Below are 23,219 nucleotides of genomic sequence, written 5' to 3'. Positions count from 1 at the left end.
AACACCCGCGACGGGAGGCCAGTCTGGATCAGACCCCGTCGCGGCGTCCGAGGAGGAGCACCCGCTGCACAACGGGCACTCTACTCCGATTGCCCACCAGCCCAAAGTGTGGGCCCAATGTGCACCCTGCGGGCGGCTTACCCAGGTAAATTGACGGCTTCGCTAGTTGTGATTCGGAGGTCATCCGTGCCGCGCAGTGTCCGCTCCGTGCTCGCGACCAGTGTTTCGCTCACGACCGCAGCCGCCATCGCATTGGCCCCGCTGCCCCATCCGGATGGGGCAGCGTCGGTGCGCAGTGCTCCCGTCGCCCTCGCCGGCGCCTGGGAGGACCTGGCCGAGCACACCGAGGCGAACCTGGCCAGCCTGTCCCACCTGATCGCCAGCTACCCGCCGGCGCCGATTCTGACTCAGCTCGCACAGAACCAGGCGACCTATGCGCGCTGGCTGGCCGGTCAGGACGGGGGTAGCCCCGCACTGGTGGTGCGGACGATGACCGAGCATCTCGCCGCGGTGGGCAACGCCGTCCTCACCTTCTCGCTGCTGATGCCGCTGAGCCTCGTCGGGACGTTCATCAGTCCGGCCGTCGCCGCGGTGTACCTGGTGCAATCCACCGGCAAATACCCGTCCACCCCGCAAACCTGGCTGCAGGCGTTCCTGGACACACCGGCCTTCTACCTCGACACCACCCTGAACTGCTGCACGACCCCGCTGTTCCGTGCGGCGTTCGGGCTGCTGAACCCCGGCCCCGTCGGCTTGCTGCTGTCACTGCCGACGTCCATCGCGACGGCGCTGGCCATCACGCCGCCGGCGTCTGTCGCCGTCTCCGCTGACCAACCCCAGGTCAGCGAGGACGCCCCGGTCCCACCGGCCGCGGCGCTGCGAGCCCCGTCCGGTCTCGGCGTCGCTCAGACTCGCCGACCGCGGCCGGACACAACAGCCCAGAAGACCACCGTCCCGCGCACCGCCAAGCGCGCGGCGGCGGTGCGTGACGTCACCGACGCGGACTCGCCGAAGGCTGGGCAGGGCAGGTCGGCGCGTGGCGTCAGACCTGGGAATCCGGGAACGCGATGACCGACAGGAAGCGGATCGGCACCTCGACCAGGTCCACCGGTCCGTGGGCGCCCTCCCCGTCGATCTGCAGCGAGTCACCGGGGTACAGCCGGTAGACCGAGCGGCTGTGCGCGTACTCCATGACGCCGGAGAGCATGTAGATGAACTCGGTGCCGGGATGCTGGAACAGCGGATAGGTCTTGCTCTTCTCCGACAGGGTGACCAGCAGGCATTCCAGCCGTTTGTGTTCCCCGCGCAGCGAGCCCAGCAACTCGTACTCGTGCCCCTCGCGGGTGCCGTTGCGGACGATCCGCGCGCCCGTGCCGGCTTTGACGAACGCCGCTGGCCGCTCGACGTCGGCACCGCGGAACAGGGTGGTGACCGGCACGTCGAATCCTTTGGCCAGCAACGCCAGGGTGGACAGGCTGGGCGAGGTCTGGACGTTCTCGATCTTGCTCATCATCGCCTTGGAGATGCCCACCCGGCTGGCCATGTCGGCCACCGAGAGCCCGAGCTGTTGGCGCAGTTGGCGCACATTGCGGGCGATCGCCGCCTCGAATTCCACCTCCGCGACCGGCTCGTGCGGTTCACGATCGCGGGCCGTACCCGACTGGTTGCGGAGCAGATCCGTCACAAGCGCAGTATCTATCGCATCTGCCCGGCACCCACGTAGGGATACGGGGTCTTCAACAACGCTCCCTCGGCGAAGCGGGACAGCCGGAAGTCGGTGTCTGGGATGCGGGGGTCACTGCTGTGCCCGTCGACGACGATATCGGCGACCAGCCGGCCGACGGCCGGTGCGATCTTGAAGCCGTGGCCGCTGAATCCAGCCGCGACGAACAGACCGTCGCGACCGCTCGGTGAGATGACCGGATTCCAGTCCGGCGTGACGTCGTAGCACCCGGCGTAGCTGGTGGTGATCGCCGGGGCGGGGAAGCCAGGAAACCGGGTGCCCACCTTGTCGACGGTGAGGTCGATGAAATCCTCGGTGGCTCGGTTGAGGTAGTTGTCCGGGTCGGCGGTGGCGACCTCGGACAGGTCGCTGTTACCGAACAGGACATCGCCGCCCACCTCCGGTCGCACGTACTGCAGCGACACCAGATCGGAGAACACCGGCACCGGTCCGAGGTCGACGCCGGGGGAGATCAGCACGATCTGCTCGCGCACCACCCGGATCGGCACGTCGATGCCGTAGGGCGCCAGGAACGGCCGGGTCCACACCCCCGTGGCCACCACGACGTTGGGTGCGCTGATCTGGCCGCCGTCGGCCAGCCGCACCCCGGTGACGGCGTCACCGTCGGTCAGCAACCCGGTGACGGTGGCGCCCTGCCGGATTCGCACGCCCGAAGCACGGGCGGCCACCGCGAACGCCTGGGCCGTCTGGTAGGCATCGCCGTAGCCACCGCGGGCCTCCCACCCGAATGCGGCGAACGGCGCCAGGTCGGCCAGCGGCCACAGCCGGGACACCTCGGCGGCGTCGATCTCCTCGGTCTGGACACCGACAGCACGTTGTGCGGCAAGGCTTTTGCGCAGCGAATCGACGTTAGGTTCGCCGACGCCGACGACATATCCGGTCTGGCGGAAGCCGATGTCGCTGCCGAAGATCTCTTCCGACTTCTCGAACACCTCGAGGCCGACGGCGGCCATCGCGGCCAGTGAGCTCACCCCGTAATGGCAGCGCACGATTCCGCTGGACTTTCCGGTCATGCCCGAGCCGACGGTATTGCGCTCGGCGACAACGACATCGGTTATGCCTCGCTGGCTCAGCGCCCACGCCGCGGCGCACCCCTCGATCCCGCCGCCGACGATGACGACGTCAGCGGTCTCGTTCACGATCCGGCTCCGGGAATCCACGAGGTGCCGGCCAGCGGAACCCGGGCCATCGCGGCGGCCTCGATGGTCACCGCGACGAGGTCCTCGGGCTCCAGATGCCGCAGGTGAGCCTTGCCGCAGGCCCGCGCGATCGTCTGGGCCTCCATCGTCAACACCCGCAGATAGTTGGCCAGCCGCCGGCCGCCCTCCACCGGATCCAGCCTGGCGGCCAGCTCGGGATCCTGGGTGCTGATGCCGGCCGGGTCGCGGCCGTCCTGGAAGTCGTCGTAGAAACCCGCTGCGCTGCCGAGCTTTTCGTACTCGGCGGCGTAGCGGGGGTGGTTGTCGCCCAGCGCGATCAACGCCGCGGTGCCGATCGCGACGGCGTCGGCGCCCAACGCCATGGCCTTGGCCACGTCAGCGCCGGTGCGGATACCGCCGGAGACGATCAGCTGGACTCCCTTCTTTCCCGTCGCTCCGCTCGCCCCGGCCCTGTGCACCCCGAGTTCGGACAGCGCCTGGACCGCCTGTGGAAGCGCGGCCAGCGTCGGGATGCCGACGTGTTCGATGAACACCTCCTGGGTGGCGGCGGTGCCGCCCTGCATCCCGTCGACGACGACGACGTCGGCCCCGGCGGCCACCGCCAGCTTCACGTCGTAGTAGGTGCGGGTGGCGCCGACCTTGACGTAGATCGGCTTCTCCCAGTCGGTGAGCTCACGCAGCTCATTGATCTTGATGGTCAGGTCGTCGGGTCCGGTCCAGTCCGGGTGCCGGCACGCCGAACGCTGGTCAATGCCCTCCGGCAGGGTCCGCATCGCGGCGACCCGCTCGGAGATCTTCTGCCCCAGCAGCATTCCGCCGCCACCGGGCTTGGCGCCCTGGCCCAGGACGACCTCGATCGCATCGGCCTTGCGCAGATCGTCGGGGTTCATCCCGTAGCGCGACGGAAGATACTGATACACCAGATACTTGGACTGGCCGCGCTCCTCCGGCGTCATACCCCCGTCGCCGGTCGTCGTCGACGTACCGACCTCGCTCGCGCCGCGCCCCAACGCCTCCTTGGCCGGACCCGACAGCGCACCGAATGACATTCCGGCAATCGTCACCGGAATATCCAGGTGCAACGGGTGTTTAGCGTGTCGGTCGCCGAGGATGACATCGGTGTCGCAACGCTCGCGGTAACCCTCCAGCGGATAGCGCGACATCGACGCGCCCAGGAACAGCAGGTCGTCGAAGTGGGGAAGCGGACGTTTGGCTCCCCAGCCGCGGATGTCGTAGATGCCGGTCTCGGCCGCGCGCTGGATCGCGGCGACGGTGGCCCGGTCGAAGGTGGCAGATTCGCGTAGGCCGAGGCGGGCGCGATCGTCTTTGGTGTATGTCATTTAGTAAACCGAAGCGTTGTCGATGTGGAAGTGGTAGAGCTGCCGGGCCGAGCCGTACCGCGTGTAGGCGGCGGTGTCGTCGTCTTCGAATCCGGCGGCCTTGAGCAGGCGGCCGAGTTCCTCGTGGTGCTCGGCGCGCATCTGCTTGGCGACGCAATCGGCGCCCAGCGAGGCCACCTCGCCGCGGACGTAGAGCCGGGCTTCGTAGATGGAGTCGCCGAGCGCCTCGCCGGCGTCGCCGCGGATCACCAGCCGCCCGGCCTGCGCCATGAAGGCACTCATGTGCCCGACATTGCCGCCCACCACGATGTCGACTCCCTTCATCGAAATCCCGCACCGCGCAGCGGCATTGCCCTCGATGACGAGTAGTCCGCCGTGCGCGGTGGCCCCCGACGACTGGGAGGCGTTGCCCTTGATCCACACCGTGCCGCTCATCATGTTCTCGGCGACACCGGTGCCGGCATTGCCATTGACGGTGACCTCGGCCTGTTGGTTCATCCCGGCGGCGTAGTAGCCGACATGGCCGTCGATCTCGACGCGCACCGGCGCATCCAGGCCCACCGCGACGTTGTGGGCGCCCGCGGGATTGGTGATCAGGTAGTCCCCGCTGACATCACGAGCGTGCAATGCCGCATTGACGTCCCGCAGCGGCGTGGTGGCGAGGTCGTAGGTCGTCACCTCGTCCATGCGTACACCACCTCCGGTTCGGGTTCCCAGATGACGGCGTTCTCGACACCGGGAAGTCCTGCCAGAGCGCGGTATTCGCTGCCCATCGCGACCCAGTCGTCGGTTTCGGCGATGACGGCAGGCTTGCAGGCGATGGCGTCGCGCACGACCGCGAACGAATCGTGGTTGGACACCAGTAGCGTGTAGAAGCCGTCGAAGGTGGCGCACAGCTCTTTGAGCGCGGTCTCCACATCGCGGCCGTGGGCCAGCTGGTCGGCCACGAATCGGGCGCCTACCTCGGTGTCGTTCTCGCTGTCGAAACTCGCACCGCCGGCGATGAGGTCGCGGCGGATGGTGGCGTGATTGGCGAACGAGCCGTTGTGCACCAGGCACTGTTCGGGACCCACCGCGTACGGGTGGGCACCGGCCGGTACGACCGCCGACTCGGTGGCCATCCGGGTGTGGCCGACGCCCTGCCAGCCCTGTGCGGTGGCCAGCCCCCACGCCTCGGTGAGCGCACGGGGATGGCCGACTCCCTTGAGTACGGCCAGGTCTCGGCCGAACCCCGCGATCAGCGCGTCCGGGTAGTGCGCGGTCACCGCGGCGTGCAGGGTCTCGGGGGAGACGGCGGCCGAGACCAGGTAGGTCTCGTCGACCCGGTGCACGCTGACCTCGCAGCCCAGCGCCGTGCGCATCGCCGCCGACACCTGTTCGGGGCCGTCCTCGATATCGAGAACCGAGACGGTGCCCTGCCCGGGGGGCGACCAGCGGGGATCACCGTAAACGGCTACCCCAGCCGAATCGCTTCCCCGGCCTGACATTTCACACAGCATTCCGGTGAGCAGTTCGCCGAGCCGGGGGTAGAGCTGGGGGTTGCGCAGGTGTAGACCCACGATCCCGCACATAGTTGTCCTTTCTGCGGCGTCAGAACGCGGTCAGGTACTGATCGACTTCCCACGGGCTGACGGCACTGTGGTAGGCGAAGAACTCGTCGCGTTTGAGGTTCGCGAAATAGGCGGCGACGCCGTCACCGGCGGCGTCGAGGACCCCGGTGATCACCGGGTCGGCCTCGAACTCCTCGACGGCGTGCAGCAGGGTGGGCGGCAGGGCGGTGCGGCCGTCGGTCCCGCCGATCGCGCCGGGATCCAGACTGCGTTTGATGCCGTCGATGCCGGCCCCCAGCGCGGCGGAGATGGCCAGGTAGGGGTTGGCCGATCCGTCGCTGCCCCGCAGTTCGATGCGTTGGGCGTCGGGCACCCGGATGTAGTGGGTGCGATCATTGCCGCCGTAGGTTGGCAGTCTCGGCGCCCAGGACGCCCCCGATGCCGTGGTCAGCGCACCGGTCCGCTTGTAGGAGTTGACCGTTGGGCCGACGACGGCCTGCAGGGCGCAGGCGTGGTCGAGGATGCCGCCGATGAACCCGTAGGCGGTCGCCGACAGCCCCAGGCCGCGCGCGTCGCCGTCTTCGGGGAACACCGGTGTGCCGGCGCTGGTCAGCGACAGGTGCAGGTGCAGCCCGCTGCCGGTGCGGTCGCTGAACGGTTTGGGCATGAACGTGGCGACCATGCCGCGCTCGGCAGCGATCATCGACAGCAGGTAGCGCAGCGTCACCACCCGGTCGGCGGTGGTCAGGGCCTCGGCGAACTGAAAGTTCTGCTCGAACTGGCCGTTGCCGTCCTCGTGGTCGTTGGCGTAGTTCGACCAGCCGAGGGTGTTCATTGCTCTCGAGATGGCGGTGAGGTGGTCATACATCCGGGTGACGCCACGCGCGTCGTAGCAGGGTTGCGCGGCGGTGTCGGCCACGTCGGCCGTCGCCAGCGCGCCGTCGGCCCCACGGGTCAGCAGGAAGTATTCGACCTCGGCGCCGACCCAGGGTTCGAATCCGGCATCGGCAGCGCGCTGGATCAGCGACTTGAGGATGACCCGCGGCGCATAGGGCCACGGCCGCCCCTCGACGTGCGGATCGCAGTGCACGATCGCCAGGCCCTCTTTGAGAAAGGGGATGGGGGTGAACGAGTTGGGGTCGGGGATCGCCATCATGTCCGGGTCTTTGGGCTCCTGGCCCATGGCTCCCACGGCGTAGCCGGCGAAACCGACCCCCTCGGTGGCGAGCAGATCGACGGCTTCGACGGGAACCAGTTTCGCACAAGGCTTTCCGCGTAGGTCGACGAACAGCGCGAGGATGAACTTCGTCGCTGAAGCCTCGGCCAGGTCGGCAAGCGTGGTAGTGGACATGTTCTCCCAGCAGGTTCTTTCGTGATGTCGGCGAGTGAGGTGGTGGGGACGAGCCGGGCGCGGGAAGGAGGGCCGCGCCCGGCTCGGGTCCTTACTTAGGCGTACTCGAGCTCGTACGCCAAGTCGCGGTGCACGTGGGCGTCGATACCCTTCTCCTCGACCTCGGAGGGGATCCGGATGCCCATCGTCTTCTTGATGACCCATGCGATGGCGAAGGCGATCGCGAACGAATAGATCATCACCGCTCCGGCGGCGACCGCCTGCCGCCACAGCTGGTCGAAGCCGCCGCCGTAGAACACGCCGTTGACCTTGTTCGGCATGCTGTCGCTGGCCAGGAAGCCGATCAGCAGGGTGCCGATGACGCCACCGACCAGGTGGACGCCGACGACGTCGAGCGAATCGTCGTAGCCGAACTTCTCCTTGAGTCCCACGGCGTAGGGGCAGATGGCGCCGGCAACCAGGCCGAGGATGATCGCACCGACCGGGGTCACCGAACCACAGGCCGGGGTGATGGCGACCAGGCCGGTGATGGCCCCCGCGGCCGCACCGACACCGGTGACGTGACCGTCTTTGATCTTCTCCACGGCCAGCCAGGCCAGCGTCGCAGCGCAGGTGGCCACGAACGTGGTGACCATGACGATGGCCGCCGAGTTGCCCGCGGCCAGAGCCGAACCGCCGTTGAACGCATACCAGCCGGCCCACAGCAGACCGGCGCCGAGCAGCGTCAGCGGGACATTGTGCGGCTTGCGCAGCTTGCCCCAGCTGGCGCCCTTCCCGAGCACGATGGCCACCGCGAGTGCGGCCGCACCTGCGTTGATATGGACCGCGGTACCACCTGCGAAGTCAATTGCCTTGAGGTTGTTGGCAATCCAGCCGCCGACCGCGTCCGGGGTGACGACGCCGTTGAAGGCGAACACCCAGTGCGCGACGGGGAAGTAGACCAGAACCGCCCACACGGTGGCGAAGACCATCCAGGCCGCGAACTTCATCCGGTCGGCCGCCGCGCCGGAGATCAGTGCCACGGTGATCGCGGCGAATAGCGCCTGGAACAACGCGAACAAACTGACCGGGAGACCGGAGATGGTGGTCTGCGACTCCAGCAGGTCCTTCATTCCGGCGAATTCGGTCACATTGCCCACGAATCCGCCGTAGGAATTGCCGAACGTCATCGAGAACCCGAAGAGGATCCACAGCACTCCGACGATGGCCACGGCGCCGAACGTCATCATCATCATGTTGGTCGAGCTCTTGACCGAGACCATGCCGCCGTAGAACAGCGCGAGGCCCGGGATCATCATCGTCAGCCCGATGATGCAACACAGCATGAATGCTGTGGTCCCTGTATCCATCTAATCTCCTGCGGGGTGGTGCGGCCCTGGACGGTGGGCCGTTCACCAGGAGTGAACGATGTTTCTGTTACGTAGACCCCCTCGTGGTGTTGCCGGCGCGTTAAACGTCGGCCCACCGCTACGCTGAGCGACCATGCAACGACGACCGCGCTGGGTCCTCACCATCTCGTTCGTCGTCATCGCGATCGGCGTAGCGGTGTGGACGACCTACTTCGACGGGCCGCCGGAGAAATGCAAGCCGGTGATCGAGATGCTGGACTTCAGCCGCGCCGAGGCCGCGAAAATCGATTCCAAGGCCGGTGAAGGCGTACCGACCGTGGCTGAGGACACCGTCTACCAGGAGTGGGCCGACGGCCTGGCCGAGCGCGCCCAGAAGGTCACCGACCCGGCGCTGGCCGCGCAGGCCACCGAGGTGGCCCAACTGGCCAATCAATTCGTCATGGGGCTACCGCAGTTGCGCAGCCAGACGCAGGCCCGCGCCCCCGGCGCCCCGGCACCGCCGGCCGTCTTCGAGATGTCGTTGCTCAACGCCCGGATCACCGACAAGCTAGCCGAGCTGCGGAAAACCTGCTCCTGACCAGTTGAGCACGACCTGTTCCAGCGGCAGCCGGGTGCGGGGGCGGCAGTCGCGCTCGGCGACCTCGGGTGGCATCCGCCCGTAGTCGCCCAACGTCCCGATCGCGACCACGGCTAGCGGGCGCACGCCCTCGGCCAGGTCGAAGGCGGCGCGGGCCCCGTCCACGTCGAAGCCGGCCATCGGGTGCGTGATCAGGCCAAGGGCCACCGCCTCGATGGACATGTTGGCCACCGCCGCACCCGCATCGAACGACGAGTACAGCGCGGTGCGCTCGTCCTCGCCCTCGTCGGCGCAGACCAGAACCAGCGCACTGGCGATGGTGGCGTAGCTGTTACCCCGTCTGAGCAGGCCGGACAGCTCCTCGAAAGCGGGTTCACCGCGCCGGCCCACCACGAACCGCACCGGCTGGACGTTTCCCCAGGTTGCGGCCCAGCGGGCCGCCTCGAGCAGGGCGATCAGGTGTTCGTCTGTGACGACGGCGTCGGGATCGAAGGACCGCGGGCTCCATCGGGCAGCGATCGGCGGGTGGACCGGCACCCGGGTGGCGGCATGGCGGTCGGCAGGTTGGTCGGGCACCGCTGGGACGTTACCGCCGATCTCGGGCGCAAAAGCAGGTGCGCGGACCCTTTATCCTTAGAGCCGACCTCCCCGCATTTCCGAAAGGGCAGACAGTGGCGCTCGTCGTGCAGAAGTACGGCGGATCCTCGGTGGCCGACGCCGACCGGATCCGGCGCGTCGCCGAGCGCATCGTCGAAACCAAGAAGGCCGGCAACGATGTGGTCGTGGTCGTCTCGGCGATGGGCGACACCACCGATGACCTGCTGGACCTGGCCCGACAGGTGTGCCCGGCCCCGCCGCCGCGCGAGCTGGACATGCTGCTGACCGCCGGCGAGCGCATCTCCAACGCGCTGGTCGCGATGGCCATCGAGTCCCTGGGTGCCCAGGCCCGCTCGTTCACCGGGTCGCAGGCCGGGGTGATCACCACCGGTACGCACGGGAACGCCAAGATCATCGACGTCACCCCGGGCCGGCTGCGCGCGGCGCTCGACGAGGGGCAGATCGTGCTGGTCGCCGGGTTCCAGGGCGTAAGCCAGGACAGCAAGGACGTCACCACACTGGGCCGCGGTGGTTCGGACACCACCGCCGTCGCGGTGGCCGCTGCCCTGGGCGCCGACGTCTGCGAGATCTACACCGATGTCGACGGCATCTTCACCGCCGATCCGCGCATCGTGTCCAACGCCCACCGCCTGGACACCGTCAGCTTCGAGGAGATGCTCGAGATGGCGGCGTGCGGCGCGAAGGTGCTCATGCTGCGCTGCGTGGAATATGCGCGGCGCTACAACGTTCCGATTCACGTCCGGTCGTCGTACTCCGACAAGCCCGGCACGATCGTCACCGGATCTATCGAGGACATCCCCATGGAAGACGCCATCCTGACCGGAGTAGCCCACGATCGCAGTGAGGCCAAGGTCACCGTCGTCGGTCTGCCCGACGTGCCCGGCTACGCCGCCCGGGTGTTCCGCGCCGTCGCCGACGCCGACATCAACATCGACATGGTGCTGCAGAACATCTCCAAGGTCGAGGACGGTAAGACCGACATCACCTTCACCTGCTCACGGGACATGGGCCCCGCCGCGGTGGAGAAGCTCGCCTCGCTGCAGAGCGAGATCGGCTTCACCAAGGTGCTCTACGACGACCACATCGGCAAGGTGTCACTGGTCGGCGCCGGCATGCGCAGTCACCCCGGCGTCACCGCCACATTCTGTGAGGCGCTGGCCGAGGTCGGCGTCAACATCGAGCTGATCTCCACCTCGGAGATCCGAATCTCGGTCCTGGTCAAGGATTCCGAACTCGACAAGGCAGTCGCTGCCCTGCACGAGGCGTTCGGCCTCGGCGGCGAGGAAGAGGCCGTGGTCTACGGCGGGACGGGACGCTGATGGTAAGCATCGGAGTGGTTGGGGCGACCGGCCAGGTCGGCCAGGTGATGCGCACCCTGCTCGAAGAGCGTGACTTCCCGGTCACCAGCGTGCGGTTCTTCGCCTCGGCCAGGTCGGCCGGAAAGAAGCTGCCCTTCCGCGGCCAGGAGATCGAGGTCGAGGACGCCGCCACCGCCGACCCGTCGGGTCTGGACATCGCCCTGTTCTCCGCGGGGGCGACGATGTCGCGGGTGCAGGCGCCGCGGTTCGCCGCCGCTGGGGTGGTCGTGATCGACAACTCCTCGGCCTGGCGCAAGGACCCGGAGGTTCCGCTGGTGGTGTCGGAGGTCAACTTCGCGCGCGACGCGGGCAACCGGCCTAAAGGCATCATCGCCAACCCGAACTGCACCACCATGGCTGCTATGCCGGTGCTCAAGGTGTTGCACGACGAGGCACAGCTGGTGCGGATGATCGCCTCGACCTATCAAGCGGTCTCGGGCAGTGGACTGGCCGGCGTCGAGGAGCTGGCCACCCAGGCGCGCGCGGTGATCGACGGCGTCGAGGAGCTGGTGCACGACGGATCGGCGCTGGATTTCCCGGTGCCGGTGAAATACGTTGCGCCCATTGCCTTCAACGTGGTGCCCTTGGCGGGTTCGCTGGTCGACGACGGCTCCGGGGAGACCGACGAGGACCAGAAGCTGCGCAATGAGAGCCGCAAGATCCTAGGCATCCCCGACCTCGCTGTGAGCGGTACGTGCGTGCGGGTGCCGGTGTTCACCGGCCACTCGCTGTCGATCAATGCCGAATTCGCTCAGCCGATTTCGCCGGAGCGGGCCAATGAACTTCTCGGCGACGCGCCGGGGGTGACGCTGGTCGACGTGCCCACGCCGCTGGCCGCCGCCGGCGTCGATGACACGTTGGTGGGCCGCATCCGCCGGGATCCGGGGGTGCCCGACGGCCGCGGGCTGGCGCTGTTCCTCTCGGGTGACAATCTGCGAAAAGGCGCCGCTCTGAACACCATTCAGATCGCCGAGCTGCTGGCCGCCGAGCTCTGAGGCTCCCCGCCTTGCGCCGAAACCGACGTTTGGGCGGGAAATGTCGAGTGGTATGCGCCATTTCGTCGATCTCGGCGCTGATAGCGGCGAGCCCGGCGGCCGTCGCCGACCCACCCAGCCCGGCGCCTGATCCGATTCTGCCGCCGCTGGCCGCAGGTCAGGTGATGCGCATCGGCCCGATCGCGGGCACCGGGACGCCGACCCGCGACTACGGCATCGGGGCGACGGACCTATGTGAGTTCATGGAATTCCCCACCGAACTGCTGCAGATCTGCGGGGACAGCTTCGCCGGCCAGGGGGTGGGATTCGGCGGCTGGTTCTCCCCGGTGGCACTGCGGGTGGCGGGGGATTCGGTCGACGACCCCGCTGGTGTGCGCTACACCGGCGTCACCGGGGTGGACTCGCCGCTGCTGGCCGATCCGACCCCGGCGGGCTCCTCCCAGTTGCCGGCCGGGGTGGTGCAGATCAACCGGCAGAACTACCTGCTGGTGACCACCACCAAGAATCTGGTGCCGCAGGCCTCGCGGTTGGTGAAAGCCACAGCAGGACAAGGTGGTTGGACGACGGTGCCGGGGTCAGTGCGCGCGGCGTCCTTCGCCGGCGGCCGGCAGACCCAGATCAGCGGCTACTACGACCCGATCCCCACCGCGGACTCCCCGACCGGGTGGGTGTACATCGTCGCCAACAATTTTGACCGTACCGGGCCGGTGGTGCTCTACCGGGCCGCCCCCGAGGCGTTCACCGACCGGTCGCGCTGGCAGGGCTGGGCGGACGGACCCGGCGGTGGCTGGAACACGACGCCGACGCCGCTGTGGCCCGACCGGGTGGGCGAGATGAGTCTGCGGGAGGTCGACGGCAAGCCGGTGCTGTCGTACTTCAATGCCAGCACCGGCAACATGGAGATGCGGGTGGCCTACGACCCGACCGGGCTGGGCACCGCGCCGGTGACGACGGTGGTGCAGGCCGGCGACTGGCCCGACCCGGCCGACAGCCTGCCTCCGCCGGAGGACAACCGGCTGGCTCAGCCCTATGGCGGTTACATCTCACCCGGCTCAACCCTCGACGAGGTGCGGGTGTTCATCAGCCAGTGGAACACCGCGCCGCGTGATCGGGCGCCCTACCGGGTGCTCCAGTTCGCGGTGAACCCCTTCAAACCCTGGTGAGAGGCCGCCGTCACGGCTGAGCGGGCGTGCCGTCCTGGACGTCAACCGCGCCTGCCTCATGCGCGCCGGGGAGATCCGGCATCTCGTGTCGTCCACCGGCCGATCGGCGCCGGCGGAGCGCCCCGATCAGGGCCACCGACAACGCCGCCCCGATGATGATCGTCGGCCACGCCAGAATCTGGGCCAGCCAGACTCGCCGTTGGACGGTGGTGATCCGTTGCTCGGCGTGGTGAAGTCGGGCCAGCGCGTTCATGCGCTTCTACATGCCCAGGAACGATCGCCGGGAAACCGACTCATCACGATGCGGTCGCCCCAACGGTCGCTGACGCCCGCCGGTGCTTTCATAGCCTTTTCATAGCCGCTACCTAACCGCGGCTGGGTGCCGGGCTCGCATGATCGACTCATGACCGAAACACCCGAGCGGGCCGAGGAGCCCGCGACCAGTCCCGTCGCCACGCTGCCCCCCGCCTCGCCGCCACCGCCCTATTACGGGCCGGCGCCGCACGCTGAGCGGCCCAACCGGCTCTATCAGGCGGCCGCGTGGGTCGCGATCGTGGCCGGAACGGTGTTCATCGTCGGTGCGGTGTTCTTCACCGGTTTCGCCCTCGGCCGCCACAGCGGACACGACGGAGGCTGGCGCGGCCCTGGTGGCGCCGGCCAGTTCCACCACCCCGGCGGCCCGCCGATGATGCCGGGTGCGGGGCCGTGGGGCCCGATGGGTCCCGGGCCGGACGGCCCCGGCCCGATGGGCCCCGGTGGTCCGATGGGCCCCGGACCCGGCCCTAACGGCCCGGGTGCCGGCCTGCCCGGAGCCACCGCCACGCCGCGCCCCTGACGGTCACACCCCTGCCCAGCGCCCCCGAACCCCCGGGGCGCTGGGCATCCGGGTTGGGACAGAAGCGTGATTCGTGGGTACCCCTTGCGCGCACGGCATCTTCTGCCTGAGAGGGGCACGAACAATGAGCGAAAAATACGCCACCACCGACGCCGGCGCCCCCATCCCGAGCGTCGAACACTCGCTGACCGTCGGACCGGACGGGCCGATTCTGCTGCAGGACCACTACCTGATCGAGCAGATGGCGAACTTCAACCGCGAGCGCATCCCGGAGCGCCAGCCACACGCCAAGGGCGGTGGCGCGTTCGGGTCATTCGAGGTAACCCAGGACGTCAGCGCGTTCACTCGAGCGGCGTTTCTCCAGCCCGGTGCAACGACCGAGATGGTGGCTCGGTTCTCCACCGTCGCCGGTGAGCGGGGCAGCCCAGACACTTGGCGTGACCCGCGCGGTTTCGCGCTGAAGTTCTACACCTCCGAGGGCAACTTCGACCTCGTCGGCAACAACACCCCGGTGTTCTTCATCCGGGACCCGATGAAGTTCCAGAACTTCATCCGCTCGCAGAAGCGCCTACAGTCCTCCAACCTGCGTGACCACCACATGCAATGGGACTTCTGGACGCTGTCACCGGAATCGGCGCATCAGGTCACCTGGTTGATGGGGGACCGGGGCATCCCCAAGACCTGGCGACATATGAACGGCTACTCGAGCCACACCTACAGCTGGCTCAACGCGGCCGGCGAGATGTTCTGGGTCAAGTACCACTTCAAGACCGACCAGGGCATCGACTTCCTCACCCAGGAAGAGGGCGACCAACTCGCCGGCGCCGACGGCGACTACCACCAACGCGACCTGTACGACTCGATCGAGTCAGGCAACTTTCCGAGCTGGACCCTGCATGTGCAGATCATGCCGTTCGACGAGGCCAAGGCCTACCGGTTCAATCCCTTCGACCTGACCAAGGTCTGGCCGCACAGCGACTACCCGCTCCGCGAGGTGGGCCGAATGACGTTGAACCGCAACGTTACCGATTACCATGCCGAGATCGAGCAGGCTGCCTTCGAGCCGAACAACATCGTCGCGGGGACGGGGCTGAGCCCGGACAAGATGCTGCTGGCCCGCGGCTTCTCCTACAGCGACGCCCATCGCCACCGACTCGGCGTGAACTACAAACAGATTCCGGTCAACACACCCAGGGTGGAGGTGCGCAGCTACTCCAAGGACGGGGCGATGCGCATCCACAATGTGTCCGACCCGGTCTACGCGCCGAACTCGATGGGTGGGCCACAGGCCGATCCGCAGCGCGCCGCGGAGGTGCACTGGGCTTCCGACGGTGACATGGTCCGTGCTGCCTACGCACTTCGTGCGGAGGACGACGACTGGAGCCAGGCTGGCACGCTGGTGCGCGAAGTGCTCGACGATGAAGCGCGAGACAGGTTGGTGCACAACATCATCGGTCACGTTTCCAAGGGTGTGAAGGAGCCGGTGCTGTCCCGGGTGTTCGAGTACTGGCGCAACGTCGACTCCGACCTCGGCAAGAAGATCGAGGAGGGCGTGCGCGGGCAACTCGAGTCCTGATGCCGAGATCGACGTCAGGGTTGTAAATGGCGACTTTTCGCAACCCTGGTGTCGATCTCGCCCGCAAGCAGCGCCCTTGCCGTGCGTGGGCAGGCTGGCATGATCGATGCCATGGGTATCGAGGTCATCTACACCGCGGAGTCGACAGCCAGCGGCGGAGGACGCGACGGTCACGTCAAGTCGTCCGACAACCGGATCGATCTGGAGACGCGGCCGCCGAAGGAGGCCGGGGGTAGCGGCGAGGGCACCAACCCCGAGCAGCTGTTCTCGGCCGGGTATGCGGCCTGCTTCCTGGGGGCGCTGCAGTTGGTGGCGCGCTCGGAGAAGATCTCGCTCGACGGAGCCTCGGGTGTCACGGCCCAAGTGGGATTCGGCAAGGACGCCGACGGCGGGTACGCGATCAACGCCCACCTGATCGGCTACCTGCCCGGTCTCGAGCAGGCCGAGGCGGAGGATCTGATGAACAAGGCCCACCAGGTGTGCCCGTACTCCAAGGCCACCCGCGGCAACATCGACGTCACGCTGGCTGCCAAGGTCTGATCCGGTGCGTACCACCGCCGCTGCGGCCACCCTGCTGATCGCCGGCATGACGGTCGCGCCCCTTGCCGGCGCACGCCCCTCGGACCCCGGCGTGGTGTCCTACGCCGTGCTGGGGAAGGGCTCGGTCGGCAACATCGTCGGCGCGCCGATGATGTGGGAGTCGGTCGGTACCGATCCGGTCCAGGCCTACTGGGTCGACCTGCCGGTGTGCAACAACTGGGCCGATATCGGGCTGCCCGAGGTGTACTACGACCCCGACCTGGCCGCGTTCAACAGTGCGCTCACCCAGACCTCGGCGACCGACCAGAACCACCTGGTCAAGCAGGCCATCGGGGTCTTCGCCACCACCGATGCCGCCACCCGCGCATTCCACCGCGTCACCGATCGCACGGTCGGCTGCGCTGGGCAGACGACGGCCATGCATCTCGACGACGGCACCACCCAGGTGTGGACGTTCAGCGGTGCGCCGCCCTCGGCCACCGACGCGGTGTGGGTCAAACAGGAAGCCGGCACCGACCGGCGCTGCTTCACCCAGACCCGGTTACGGGAGAACGTGCTGCTCCAGGCCAAGGTCTGTCAGTCCGGCAACGGCGGCCCCGCGGTCAATGTGCTCGCCGGCGCCATGCAGAACACCCTCGGCCAGTAGTAACGAACCGCCAGTTCGGGTACACGTCACTGTCGTGTTCCCCGAGGATCGGTGCAATTTGTCGGTGCCATCTGGAAGATGGATGTCATGACGTTCGTCGTCGCGTCACAGTCGGACCGCGCACGCGGCGGCCGGGGGGAGAAGCAACGCGTTCTGACCAGCTCGTCCTCGGCCGCCTTGCACATCGCCGGCGGCACGCTGGCCGACGGTCCGGCCGGCCGCGTCGGTCTGGAGCTCGAAGCGCATTGTTTCGACCTGCAGGATCCGCACCGACGCCCGGGCTGGTCGGAACTCAGTGACGTGATCGCCTCGGTCGGGACGTTGCCCGCCGGCAGCGTCGTCACCGTCGAGCCAGGTGGCGCCGTCGAGCTGTCCGGACCGCCAGCCGATGGGCCGGTCCCCGCTATCACCGGCCTGATCGCGGACCGGGCCGCGCTGCAGTCGGTGTTCGCCGAGGCCGGCCTCGGATTGGCCTTGCTGGGGGCCGACCCGTTGCGCCGGCCGCAGCGGATCAACCCCGGAGCCCGCTACCAGGCGATGGAACAGTTCTTCATCGCCTCCCGGACCGCGGGAGCGGGCGCGGCGATGATGACGTCGACGGCCTCGATCCAGGTCAACGTGGACGCCGGGCCCCGCGACGGATGGGCCGACCGGGCGCGCCTGGCCCACGCGCTCGGACCGACCATGATCGCGATCGCCGCCAACTCCCCGCTACTGGCCGGCCGGTTCACCGGCTGGCAGTCCACCCGGCAACGGGTGTGGGGTCAGTTGGACTCGGCTCGCTGCGGTCCGGTCCTCGGTGCTAGCGGGGACGACCCGTGCACCGACTGGGCCCGCTATGCGCTGAAGGCCCCGGTGATGCTGGTGCACACCGGGGACGGCGTGCTGGCCGTCGCCGAGCATGTGCCGTTCGCCGACTGGGCTGACGGGCTGGTGCTGCTGGGCGGGCGCAGGCCCACCACCGCCGACCTCGACTACCACCTGACCACGTTGTTCCCGCCGGTGCGCCCGCGTCGCTGGCTGGAGATCCGCTACCTCGACAGCATCCCGGATGCGCTGTGGCCGGCGGTCGCGTTCCTGCTCGTGACGCTGCTCGACGATCCGGTGCTGGCCGAGCGGGCGGCCGAGGCCGTCGAACCCGTCGCGACGGCCTGGGACCTGGCGGCGCGGGTTGGCCTCGTCGACAACCGGCTGTATACGGCGGCGACCCGGTGTGTGGCCTTGGTAGCCGACCGCGTGCCCGAGGAATTATCCGAGTCGATGCAGAGGTTGCAGCACAACGTGGAAGCCGGACGTTGTCCCGCCGACGACTTCGCCGATGACGCTGTCCGGATCGGTATCGAGGGCGCTGTGCTGGCCGCGCTCAGGGCAGCCGGGTGATCGGCCGCGAGACGCTGGCCCGCGATCTGGAGCGAGCCCGGCAACGCACCCTGACCCTCACCGATTTCGATGACGCCGAACTGCATCGCCAGTACAGCCCCCTGATGAGCCCGCTGGTGTGGGACCTCGCCCACATCGGCCAGCAGGAAGAACTGTGGCTGCTGCGCGACGGCGACCCGCACCGGCCCGGCATGCTGCCGGCCACCATCGAGGGTCTCTACGACGCCTTCGTGCACACTCGCGCCAGCCGGGTCGAGCTGCCGCTGCTGTCCCCGGCCGAGTCGCGCGCCTACTGCGCCAGTGTGCGATCGGCGGCCCTCGACGTGCTCGACACCCTGCCCGAGCACGACGATGACGCCGAGGTCGCATTCCGCTTCGGCCTGGTGATCAGCCACGAGAACCAGCACGACGAGACCATGCTGCAGGCGCTCAACCTGCGCACCGGCGCGCCGATCCTGGGGCAGCGGACGGTCCTGCCGGCCGGCCGCCCCGGGGTGGCCGGTACCTCGGTGCTGGTACCGGGTGGACCGTTTGTGCTGGGGGTCGACGCCAACACCGAGCCGCTGTCGCTGGACAACGAACGTCCGCCGCACGTGGTCGATGTGGGTTCGTTCCGGATCGGCCGGGTACCGGTAAGCAACGGCGAATGGCGCCAGTTCGTCGACGACGGTGGGTACACCCGGCAGACGTGGTGGTCGGCACGTGGCTGGGAGCACCGGATGCAGGCCGGGCTGGGTGCCCCGCAGTTCTGGAACCCGGATGGCACCCGCACCCGGTTCGGCCACGTCGAAGAGATCCCCGCCGACGAGCCCGTGCAGCACATCACGTTCTTCGAGGCCGAGGCTTATGCGGCGTGGGCGGGTGCGCGGCTTCCCACCGAAGTCGAATGGGAAAAGGCGTGCGCCTGGGATCCGGCCGTCGGTGCGCGCCGCCGCTACCCGTGGGGTGCCGACGAGCCGAACCCGCGGCTGGCCAATCTCGGCGGCCAGGCACTGCGGCCCGCGCCGGTCGGCGCCTATCCGGCCGGGGCGTCGGCCTACGGCGTCGAGCAGTTGCTCGGTGACGTGTGGGAGTGGACGGCCTCGCCGTTGCGGCCGTGGCCGGACTTCTCGCCGATGATCTACCAGCGCTACTCCGAGCCGTTCTTCGACGGCGACTACCGGGTGTTGCGGGGCGGATCGTGGGCGGTGGCCGGTGACATCCTGCGGCCTAGTTTCCGCAACTGGGACCATCCGATCCGCCGGCAGATCTTCTCCGGCCTGCGCCTGGCCTGGGACGTCTGATGTGCCGGCATCTCGGCTGGCTCGGTGCGCCGGTGTCGGTCGCCTCGTTGGTGCTGGACCCCCCGTCCGGCCTGCGGGTTCAGTCCTACGCGCCGCGCCGCCAGAAGCACGGCCTGGTCAACGCCGACGGATGGGGCGTCGGATTCTTCGCCGCCGGACTGCCAGGCGACGGTCCGCGGCGGTGGCGCAGTGCATCCCCGCTGTGGGGTGACGTGTCTTTCGCCTCGGTATCCCCGGCGCTGAGCAGCGGCTGCATCGTGGCCGCGGTGCGCTCGGCCACCGTGGGTATGCCGATCGAGGCCAGCGCGTCTGCACCGTTCAGTGACGGCACCTGGCTGCTCTCGCACAACGGCATCGTGGACCGCGGCGTGCTGCCCGCCAGTCCGGCGGCCGAGTCGACGGTCGACAGCGCGGTCCTGGCGGCGCTGATCTTCGATCGTGGCCTGGACAACCTCGCCGAGACCGTCGCCGAGGTCGGCGAGGCGGATCCGGGCGCACGGCTGAACATCCTGGCAGCCAACGGCTCTCGGCTGTTGGCGACCACCTGGGGTGACACCTTGTCGGTGCTGCGCCGCGACAATGGCGTCGTCGTGGCCAGTGAACCTTTCGATGACCATCCGGACTGGCGCGACGTCCCCGACCGCCACCTGGTGGAGGTCGCCGACGATCGGGTGACGCTCACACCGCTGAGAGGATTGTCGTGACCTTCACGCTGTCGAACTTCCTAGCCGCCGACTCCGCGGCCCGGGCGTTGCGCGACGATGTGCGCAACGGCCTCGCGAAGACACCGAAGTCGTTGCCGCCCAAGTGGTTCTACGACGCAGTGGGGAGCGATCTCTTCGACCAGATCACCCGGCTTCCGGAGTACTATCCGACCCGCGCCGAAGCGCAGATCCTGCGCGTGCGGTCGGCGTCGATCGCCGCGGCCAGCGGCGCGGACACCCTCGTCGAGCTGGGCAGTGGCACCTCGGAGAAGACCAGGATGCTGCTGACGGCCATGCGCGACAATGGATCACTGCGGCGGTTTGTCCCCTTCGATGTCGACTCGGGGGTGCTGGAGTCGGCCGGAGACGCGTTGGGACGCGACTACCCCGGACTCGAGATCGACGCGGTGTGCGGTGACTTCGAGGAAGACCTGGCCAAGATCCCCGCCGGGGGTCGGCGGTTGTTCGTGTTCCTGGGCTCCACCATCGGCAATCTCACCCCAGGTCCGCGCGCGGAGTTCCTGGCCGCCCTCGCCGACGTGCTGGACCCTGGCGACTCCCTGCTGCTGGGCACCGACCTGGTCAAGGACACTGAGCGCCTGGTCCGCGCCTACGACGACAGCGCGGGTGTCACCGCACGGTTCAACCGCAACGTGCTGGCGGTGGTCAACCGCGAACTGGACGCCGATTTCGACGTCGAGGCCTTCGCCCACGTCGCCCGGTGGAACGTCGAGGAAGAGCGCATCGAGATGTGGCTGCGGGCAACGACACCGCAGCGGGTCGGCATTAGCGCCCTCGGACTGCGGGTCGACTTCGGCGCGGGGGAGGAGATGCTGACCGAGGTGTCGTGCAAGTTTAGGCCCGAGGGTGTCGAACGGGAACTCGCCGCGGCGGGGCTGCGGCGCACCCAGTGGTGGACCGACCCGGCGGGAGATTTCGGTCTGTCGTTGGCGGTGAAGTGAACCCAATGGATTCGCTCGCCGAAAGTTGGCGTGCGGCACGGCTACCGGCCGCCGGGGTGCATCTGGACAGCGCGGCTTGCTCCCGCCAGACGCTGACCGCGATCGAGGCCGCCGCGGCACACGCCCGCCGCGAATCGGAGGTCGGTGGCTACGTCGCCGCGCAGGCGGCCGCACCGGTGCTCGACGCGGGCCGGGCTGGTATTGCGGCGTTGATCGGGATGTCGGCTGACGACGTGGTGTTCACCACCGGATCGGGAAACGCGCTGGAATTGCTGCTCGGCGTATGGCCGATGGCGCGCACCGTGGCCTGCTTGCCCGGCGAGTACGGGCCCAACCTCGCCACGTTCGCCGCCCACGGTTTCGCCACCCGTCCACTGCCGGTCGATGGGCTGGGCCGGGTGGATCCGGCGGCGGCCGATGCAGCGTTGCGCGCCGACCCGCCGGCGATGGTGCACCTGACGGCGCTCGGCAGCCACCGTGGGGTCGCACAACCGCTGTTCAATCTCGCTGCGGTGTGCCGCGATGCCGGGATACCCCTTGTCGTCGACGCCGCACAGGCGATGGGTCACATCGACTGTTCGGCAGGGGCGGACGCGATCTACTCCTCGTCGCGCAAATGGCTGGCTGGGCCCCGCGGTGTCGGGGTGCTCGCCATCCGGCCGGCGCTGGCCGATTTGCTGCACACCCCGCAATGGGCCGGCTCCCTATCGGCACTGCAATGCCTGGAGATCGGCGAGGCCAATATTGCTGCCCGAGTGGGCTTCTCGGTGGCCGTGGGGGAACACCTGGCCGCAGGGCCGCACGATGTGCGGGGGCATCTGGCCGCGCTCGGACACCTCACGCGCGCAACGCTGGCTGACGTTGGCGGGTGGCGGGTGATTGAGCCGGGAGGGGAGCCGACCGCGATCACCACGCTGGCGCCGACCGGCGGCGCGGACCCGGTGCAGGTGCGTGCCCGGTTGATCGCTGAGCACGGCATCGTCACCACCGCCGCCGGGATCGAGCGGGCGCCGAGGGAACTGCAGACTCCGGTGCTGCGGGTCGCGCCGCACGTCGACAACACTGCTGCCGACCTCGAAGCATTCGCCGCCGCGCTGCGCGCCGTCAGCTGAGGCGGTTCAGCCCGAAAATCAGGAGCCGACGCGCCGGATGTCGCGGGCGTGGTGGGGGCAGTACGACCCTCGCGGTGTCGGCAACCAGCCGTAATCGACCAGCAACTCCTCGACTGCATGGATCTCGAACCTCGGCCGATCACCGACGAGCACGGTCAAATCGATTGACGTCGTGCACACTTCACACGTGATGTGGCGCTCGCTGATCTGGTCGCGCATCGCCCGATCGTAGAGCCGATCGGTTCGGCTCGCAGTCCACGACGTAACGGTCGTGTTAACCCTGCTCAGCTCTGCTTATGCGCGCTGAGCAGGAAGGCGGGCATTTTCAACCGGCCCTTCTCGTCGAGATCGAACGGCATCGCGCCGTCCGGCATGTCGGAGAACTCCGGTTTGTGGGAATGGATTGTGGCCGGGCGGATCTCGTCGATCACGAAGTACTTCGACACCGCGGCGCGCAGTTCGTCCTCGTCGACCTCGTTGGGCTTGGTCTGCAGGTGGGGTGGGAAGGCGCCCTTGGCGAATGCCAGCACATACAGACGGGCACCTGGCGCGGCGGCCCGGTGGATCGCCCGCAGGTAGCCGTCGCGGGCCTGCACCGGCAGTGAGTGGAACAGCGTGCTGTCGATGATGGTGGCGAACCGGTTGTCGTAGCCGGTGAAGGAGGTGATGTCGTCGCACACGAAGGTCGCGTTGCTCAGCTTGCGCTCCTCGGCGGCCTTGGCCGCCGCCTCGATCGCGGTGGGGGAGACGTCGATGCCGACGACGGTGCTGCCCGCGGCGGCCAGGGCCAGCGACAACTCGGCGTGCCCGCACCCGGCGTCGAGGACCTCGCCGCTGACCTTCCCGGCGCGGACCAGGGCTGCCAGTTCTGGTTGCGGCTCACCGATGTTCCACGGCGGCGGCCCGGGGAAGGCGCCGTCCTGCTTGTAGGCGCTGTCCCAATCCATCAATTCGGAATCCATGGCGTCCATGGTGT

25 protein-coding genes are annotated in these 23,219 nt (G+C 68.5%); 14 read left to right on the top strand and 11 right to left on the bottom strand.

The features are described 5' to 3' along the window. Positions 1-207: 207 nt before the first annotated feature. Positions 208-1,071 (top strand): hypothetical protein, encoded by an 864-nt coding sequence (locus ADBZ9K_RS21215; RefSeq protein ID WP_526623905.1) that lies wholly within the window; start codon positions 208-210, stop codon positions 1,069-1,071. On the opposite strand, the gene ADBZ9K_RS21210 is transcribed toward ADBZ9K_RS21215, so the two are convergent. The 7 genes from ADBZ9K_RS21210 to ADBZ9K_RS21180 all read right to left on the bottom strand — a co-directional run bounded on the left by ADBZ9K_RS21210 (position 1,043) and on the right by ADBZ9K_RS21180 (position 8,494). Then, the gene (locus tag ADBZ9K_RS21210) at positions 1,043-1,684 is read right to left on the bottom strand and encodes a helix-turn-helix domain-containing protein (RefSeq protein WP_526623903.1); all 642 of its coding nucleotides are present in this window, start codon (positions 1,682-1,684) and stop codon (positions 1,043-1,045) included. The two genes, ADBZ9K_RS21215 and ADBZ9K_RS21210, sit on opposite strands and share 29 nt — an antisense overlap. A gap of 11 nt (positions 1,685-1,695) precedes the next feature. Next, positions 1,696-2,883 (bottom strand): NAD(P)/FAD-dependent oxidoreductase, encoded by a 1,188-nt coding sequence (locus tag ADBZ9K_RS21205; protein WP_526623902.1) that lies wholly within the window; start codon positions 2,881-2,883, stop codon positions 1,696-1,698. Next, positions 2,880-4,244, bottom strand: coding sequence for an FMN-binding glutamate synthase family protein (locus ADBZ9K_RS21200; RefSeq protein ID WP_526623900.1), 1,365 nt, complete (start codon positions 4,242-4,244; stop codon positions 2,880-2,882). Before ADBZ9K_RS21200 ends, ADBZ9K_RS21205 begins: the two co-directional genes overlap by 4 nt. Next, positions 4,245-4,931, bottom strand: coding sequence for a protein glxC (locus tag ADBZ9K_RS21195; RefSeq protein ID WP_526623899.1), 687 nt, complete (start codon positions 4,929-4,931; stop codon positions 4,245-4,247). It lies immediately after the preceding gene. Then, a complete protein-coding gene (locus tag ADBZ9K_RS21190; RefSeq protein ID WP_526623897.1) occupies positions 4,919-5,815 on the bottom strand; it encodes a class II glutamine amidotransferase domain-containing protein in 897 nt (298 codons plus the stop codon). Before ADBZ9K_RS21190 ends, ADBZ9K_RS21195 begins: the two co-directional genes overlap by 13 nt. Positions 5,816-5,834: 19 nt before the next feature. Next, positions 5,835-7,145 (bottom strand): type III glutamate--ammonia ligase, encoded by a 1,311-nt coding sequence (glnT, locus tag ADBZ9K_RS21185; protein WP_526623896.1) that lies wholly within the window; start codon positions 7,143-7,145, stop codon positions 5,835-5,837. A 95-nt stretch (positions 7,146-7,240) separates the two neighbouring features. Further along, positions 7,241-8,494, bottom strand: coding sequence for an ammonium transporter (locus tag ADBZ9K_RS21180; RefSeq protein WP_526623894.1), 1,254 nt, complete (start codon positions 8,492-8,494; stop codon positions 7,241-7,243). 133 nt (positions 8,495-8,627) lie between these two features. Here ADBZ9K_RS21180 and ADBZ9K_RS21175 point away from each other — a divergent pair, with 133 nt between their 5' ends. After that, on the top strand, positions 8,628-9,071 hold the full coding sequence (locus ADBZ9K_RS21175) for a hypothetical protein (protein ID WP_526623893.1): 444 nt from the start codon (positions 8,628-8,630) through the stop codon (positions 9,069-9,071). Here ADBZ9K_RS21175 and ADBZ9K_RS21170 read toward each other — a convergent pair. Further along, positions 9,042-9,647 (bottom strand): nitroreductase family protein, encoded by a 606-nt coding sequence (locus ADBZ9K_RS21170; RefSeq protein ID WP_526623892.1) that lies wholly within the window; start codon positions 9,645-9,647, stop codon positions 9,042-9,044. The two genes, ADBZ9K_RS21175 and ADBZ9K_RS21170, sit on opposite strands and share 30 nt — an antisense overlap. A 95-nt stretch (positions 9,648-9,742) precedes the next feature. On the opposite strand from ADBZ9K_RS21170, the gene ADBZ9K_RS21165 reads away from it, so the two are divergent. The 3 genes from ADBZ9K_RS21165 to ADBZ9K_RS21155 are packed head-to-tail and all read left to right on the top strand — an operon-like array spanning position 9,743 to position 13,205. Beyond that, on the top strand, positions 9,743-11,008 hold the full coding sequence (locus ADBZ9K_RS21165) for an aspartate kinase (RefSeq protein ID WP_526623891.1): 1,266 nt from the start codon (positions 9,743-9,745) through the stop codon (positions 11,006-11,008). Further along, complete coding sequence (locus ADBZ9K_RS21160) at positions 11,005-12,042, top strand: aspartate-semialdehyde dehydrogenase (RefSeq protein ID WP_526624299.1); 1,038 nt, start codon at positions 11,005-11,007, stop codon at positions 12,040-12,042. Before ADBZ9K_RS21165 ends, ADBZ9K_RS21160 begins: the two co-directional genes overlap by 4 nt. 47 nt (positions 12,043-12,089) lie before the next feature. Continuing rightward, entirely contained in the window at positions 12,090-13,205 is a 1,116-nt protein-coding gene (locus ADBZ9K_RS21155) for a DUF4185 domain-containing protein (RefSeq protein WP_526623890.1), read from the top strand. A gap of 10 nt (positions 13,206-13,215) precedes the next feature. On the opposite strand, the gene ADBZ9K_RS21150 is transcribed toward ADBZ9K_RS21155, so the two are convergent. Further along, a complete protein-coding gene (locus tag ADBZ9K_RS21150) occupies positions 13,216-13,458 on the bottom strand; it encodes a hypothetical protein (protein ID WP_526623888.1) in 243 nt (80 codons plus the stop codon). A 150-nt stretch (positions 13,459-13,608) separates the two neighbouring features. Here ADBZ9K_RS21150 and ADBZ9K_RS21145 point away from each other — a divergent pair, with 150 nt between their 5' ends. The 9 genes from ADBZ9K_RS21145 (at position 13,609) to egtE (ending at position 22,243) form a co-directional block, all read left to right on the top strand. Further along, positions 13,609-14,040, top strand: a complete 432-nt coding sequence (locus tag ADBZ9K_RS21145; RefSeq protein ID WP_526623886.1) for a hypothetical protein — start codon at positions 13,609-13,611, stop codon at positions 14,038-14,040. Positions 14,041-14,164: 124 nt separating this feature from the next. Beyond that, positions 14,165-15,616: a catalase gene (locus ADBZ9K_RS21140; RefSeq protein ID WP_526623884.1), complete on the top strand. Its 1,452-nt coding sequence runs from the start codon at positions 14,165-14,167 to the stop codon at positions 15,614-15,616. Positions 15,617-15,715: 99 nt separating this feature from the next. After that, the gene (locus ADBZ9K_RS21135; RefSeq protein WP_526623882.1) at positions 15,716-16,156 is read left to right on the top strand and encodes an organic hydroperoxide resistance protein; all 441 of its coding nucleotides are present in this window, start codon (positions 15,716-15,718) and stop codon (positions 16,154-16,156) included. Positions 16,157-16,202: 46 nt separating this feature from the next. After that, positions 16,203-16,802: a sensor domain-containing protein gene (locus ADBZ9K_RS21130; protein ID WP_526624297.1), complete on the top strand. Its 600-nt coding sequence runs from the start codon at positions 16,203-16,205 to the stop codon at positions 16,800-16,802. Between the two features lie 87 nt (positions 16,803-16,889). Next, entirely contained in the window at positions 16,890-18,182 is a 1,293-nt protein-coding gene (egtA, locus tag ADBZ9K_RS21125) for an ergothioneine biosynthesis glutamate--cysteine ligase EgtA (RefSeq protein WP_526623880.1), read from the top strand. Continuing rightward, a complete protein-coding gene (gene egtB, locus ADBZ9K_RS21120) occupies positions 18,179-19,465 on the top strand; it encodes an ergothioneine biosynthesis protein EgtB (protein ID WP_526623878.1) in 1,287 nt (428 codons plus the stop codon). The genes egtA and egtB overlap by 4 nt, the downstream gene beginning before the upstream one ends. Next, positions 19,465-20,169: an ergothioneine biosynthesis protein EgtC gene (gene egtC / locus ADBZ9K_RS21115; RefSeq protein WP_526623876.1), complete on the top strand. Its 705-nt coding sequence runs from the start codon at positions 19,465-19,467 to the stop codon at positions 20,167-20,169. Before egtB ends, egtC begins: the two co-directional genes overlap by 1 nt. Beyond that, on the top strand, positions 20,166-21,131 hold the full coding sequence (gene egtD / locus ADBZ9K_RS21110; protein WP_526623874.1) for an L-histidine N(alpha)-methyltransferase: 966 nt from the start codon (positions 20,166-20,168) through the stop codon (positions 21,129-21,131). Before egtC ends, egtD begins: the two co-directional genes overlap by 4 nt. A gap of 5 nt (positions 21,132-21,136) precedes the next feature. Next, positions 21,137-22,243, top strand: a complete 1,107-nt coding sequence (gene egtE, locus ADBZ9K_RS21105; RefSeq protein WP_526623872.1) for an ergothioneine biosynthesis PLP-dependent enzyme EgtE — start codon at positions 21,137-21,139, stop codon at positions 22,241-22,243. An 18-nt stretch (positions 22,244-22,261) separates the two neighbouring features. Here the strand turns inward: egtE and ADBZ9K_RS21100 are convergent, their stop codons facing one another. Then, complete coding sequence (locus ADBZ9K_RS21100; protein ID WP_526623870.1) at positions 22,262-22,462, bottom strand: hypothetical protein; 201 nt, start codon at positions 22,460-22,462, stop codon at positions 22,262-22,264. Between the two features lie 65 nt (positions 22,463-22,527). After that, the gene (locus ADBZ9K_RS21095) at positions 22,528-23,205 is read right to left on the bottom strand and encodes a class I SAM-dependent methyltransferase (protein ID WP_526623868.1); all 678 of its coding nucleotides are present in this window, start codon (positions 23,203-23,205) and stop codon (positions 22,528-22,530) included. Between the last annotated feature and the right edge of the window lie 14 nt (positions 23,206-23,219).

The organism is Mycobacterium sp., from assembly GCF_965229265.1.
Lineage (GTDB): Bacteria > Actinomycetota > Actinomycetes > Mycobacteriales > Mycobacteriaceae > Mycobacterium.
This window is presented reverse-complemented; position numbering and strand designations above follow the sequence as displayed.

Coding starts and splice junctions, on each gene's coding strand:
- ADBZ9K_RS21200 (WP_526623900.1), bottom strand. CDS start 4,244: ATGACATACACCAAAGACGATCGCGCCCGCCTCGGCCTACGCGAATCT.
- ADBZ9K_RS21195 (WP_526623899.1), bottom strand. CDS start 4,931: ATGGACGAGGTGACGACCTACGACCTCGCCACCACGCCGCTGCGGGAC.
- ADBZ9K_RS21190 (WP_526623897.1), bottom strand. CDS start 5,815: ATGTGCGGGATCGTGGGTCTACACCTGCGCAACCCCCAGCTCTACCCC.
- glnT (WP_526623896.1), bottom strand. CDS start 7,145: ATGTCCACTACCACGCTTGCCGACCTGGCCGAGGCTTCAGCGACGAAG.
- ADBZ9K_RS21180 (WP_526623894.1), bottom strand. CDS start 8,494: ATGGATACAGGGACCACAGCATTCATGCTGTGTTGCATCATCGGGCTG.
- ADBZ9K_RS21175 (WP_526623893.1), top strand. CDS start 8,628: ATGCAACGACGACCGCGCTGGGTCCTCACCATCTCGTTCGTCGTCATC.
- ADBZ9K_RS21150 (WP_526623888.1), bottom strand. CDS start 13,458: ATGAACGCGCTGGCCCGACTTCACCACGCCGAGCAACGGATCACCACC.
- ADBZ9K_RS21145 (WP_526623886.1), top strand. CDS start 13,609: ATGACCGAAACACCCGAGCGGGCCGAGGAGCCCGCGACCAGTCCCGTC.
- ADBZ9K_RS21140 (WP_526623884.1), top strand. CDS start 14,165: ATGAGCGAAAAATACGCCACCACCGACGCCGGCGCCCCCATCCCGAGC.
- ADBZ9K_RS21135 (WP_526623882.1), top strand. CDS start 15,716: ATGATCGATGCCATGGGTATCGAGGTCATCTACACCGCGGAGTCGACA.
- ADBZ9K_RS21130 (WP_526624297.1), top strand. CDS start 16,203: ATGACGGTCGCGCCCCTTGCCGGCGCACGCCCCTCGGACCCCGGCGTG.
- egtA (WP_526623880.1), top strand. CDS start 16,890: ATGACGTTCGTCGTCGCGTCACAGTCGGACCGCGCACGCGGCGGCCGG.
- egtC (WP_526623876.1), top strand. CDS start 19,465: ATGTGCCGGCATCTCGGCTGGCTCGGTGCGCCGGTGTCGGTCGCCTCG.
- egtE (WP_526623872.1), top strand. CDS start 21,137: ATGGATTCGCTCGCCGAAAGTTGGCGTGCGGCACGGCTACCGGCCGCC.
- ADBZ9K_RS21100 (WP_526623870.1), bottom strand. CDS start 22,462: ATGCGCGACCAGATCAGCGAGCGCCACATCACGTGTGAAGTGTGCACG.
- ADBZ9K_RS21095 (WP_526623868.1), bottom strand. CDS start 23,205: ATGGATTCCGAATTGATGGATTGGGACAGCGCCTACAAGCAGGACGGC.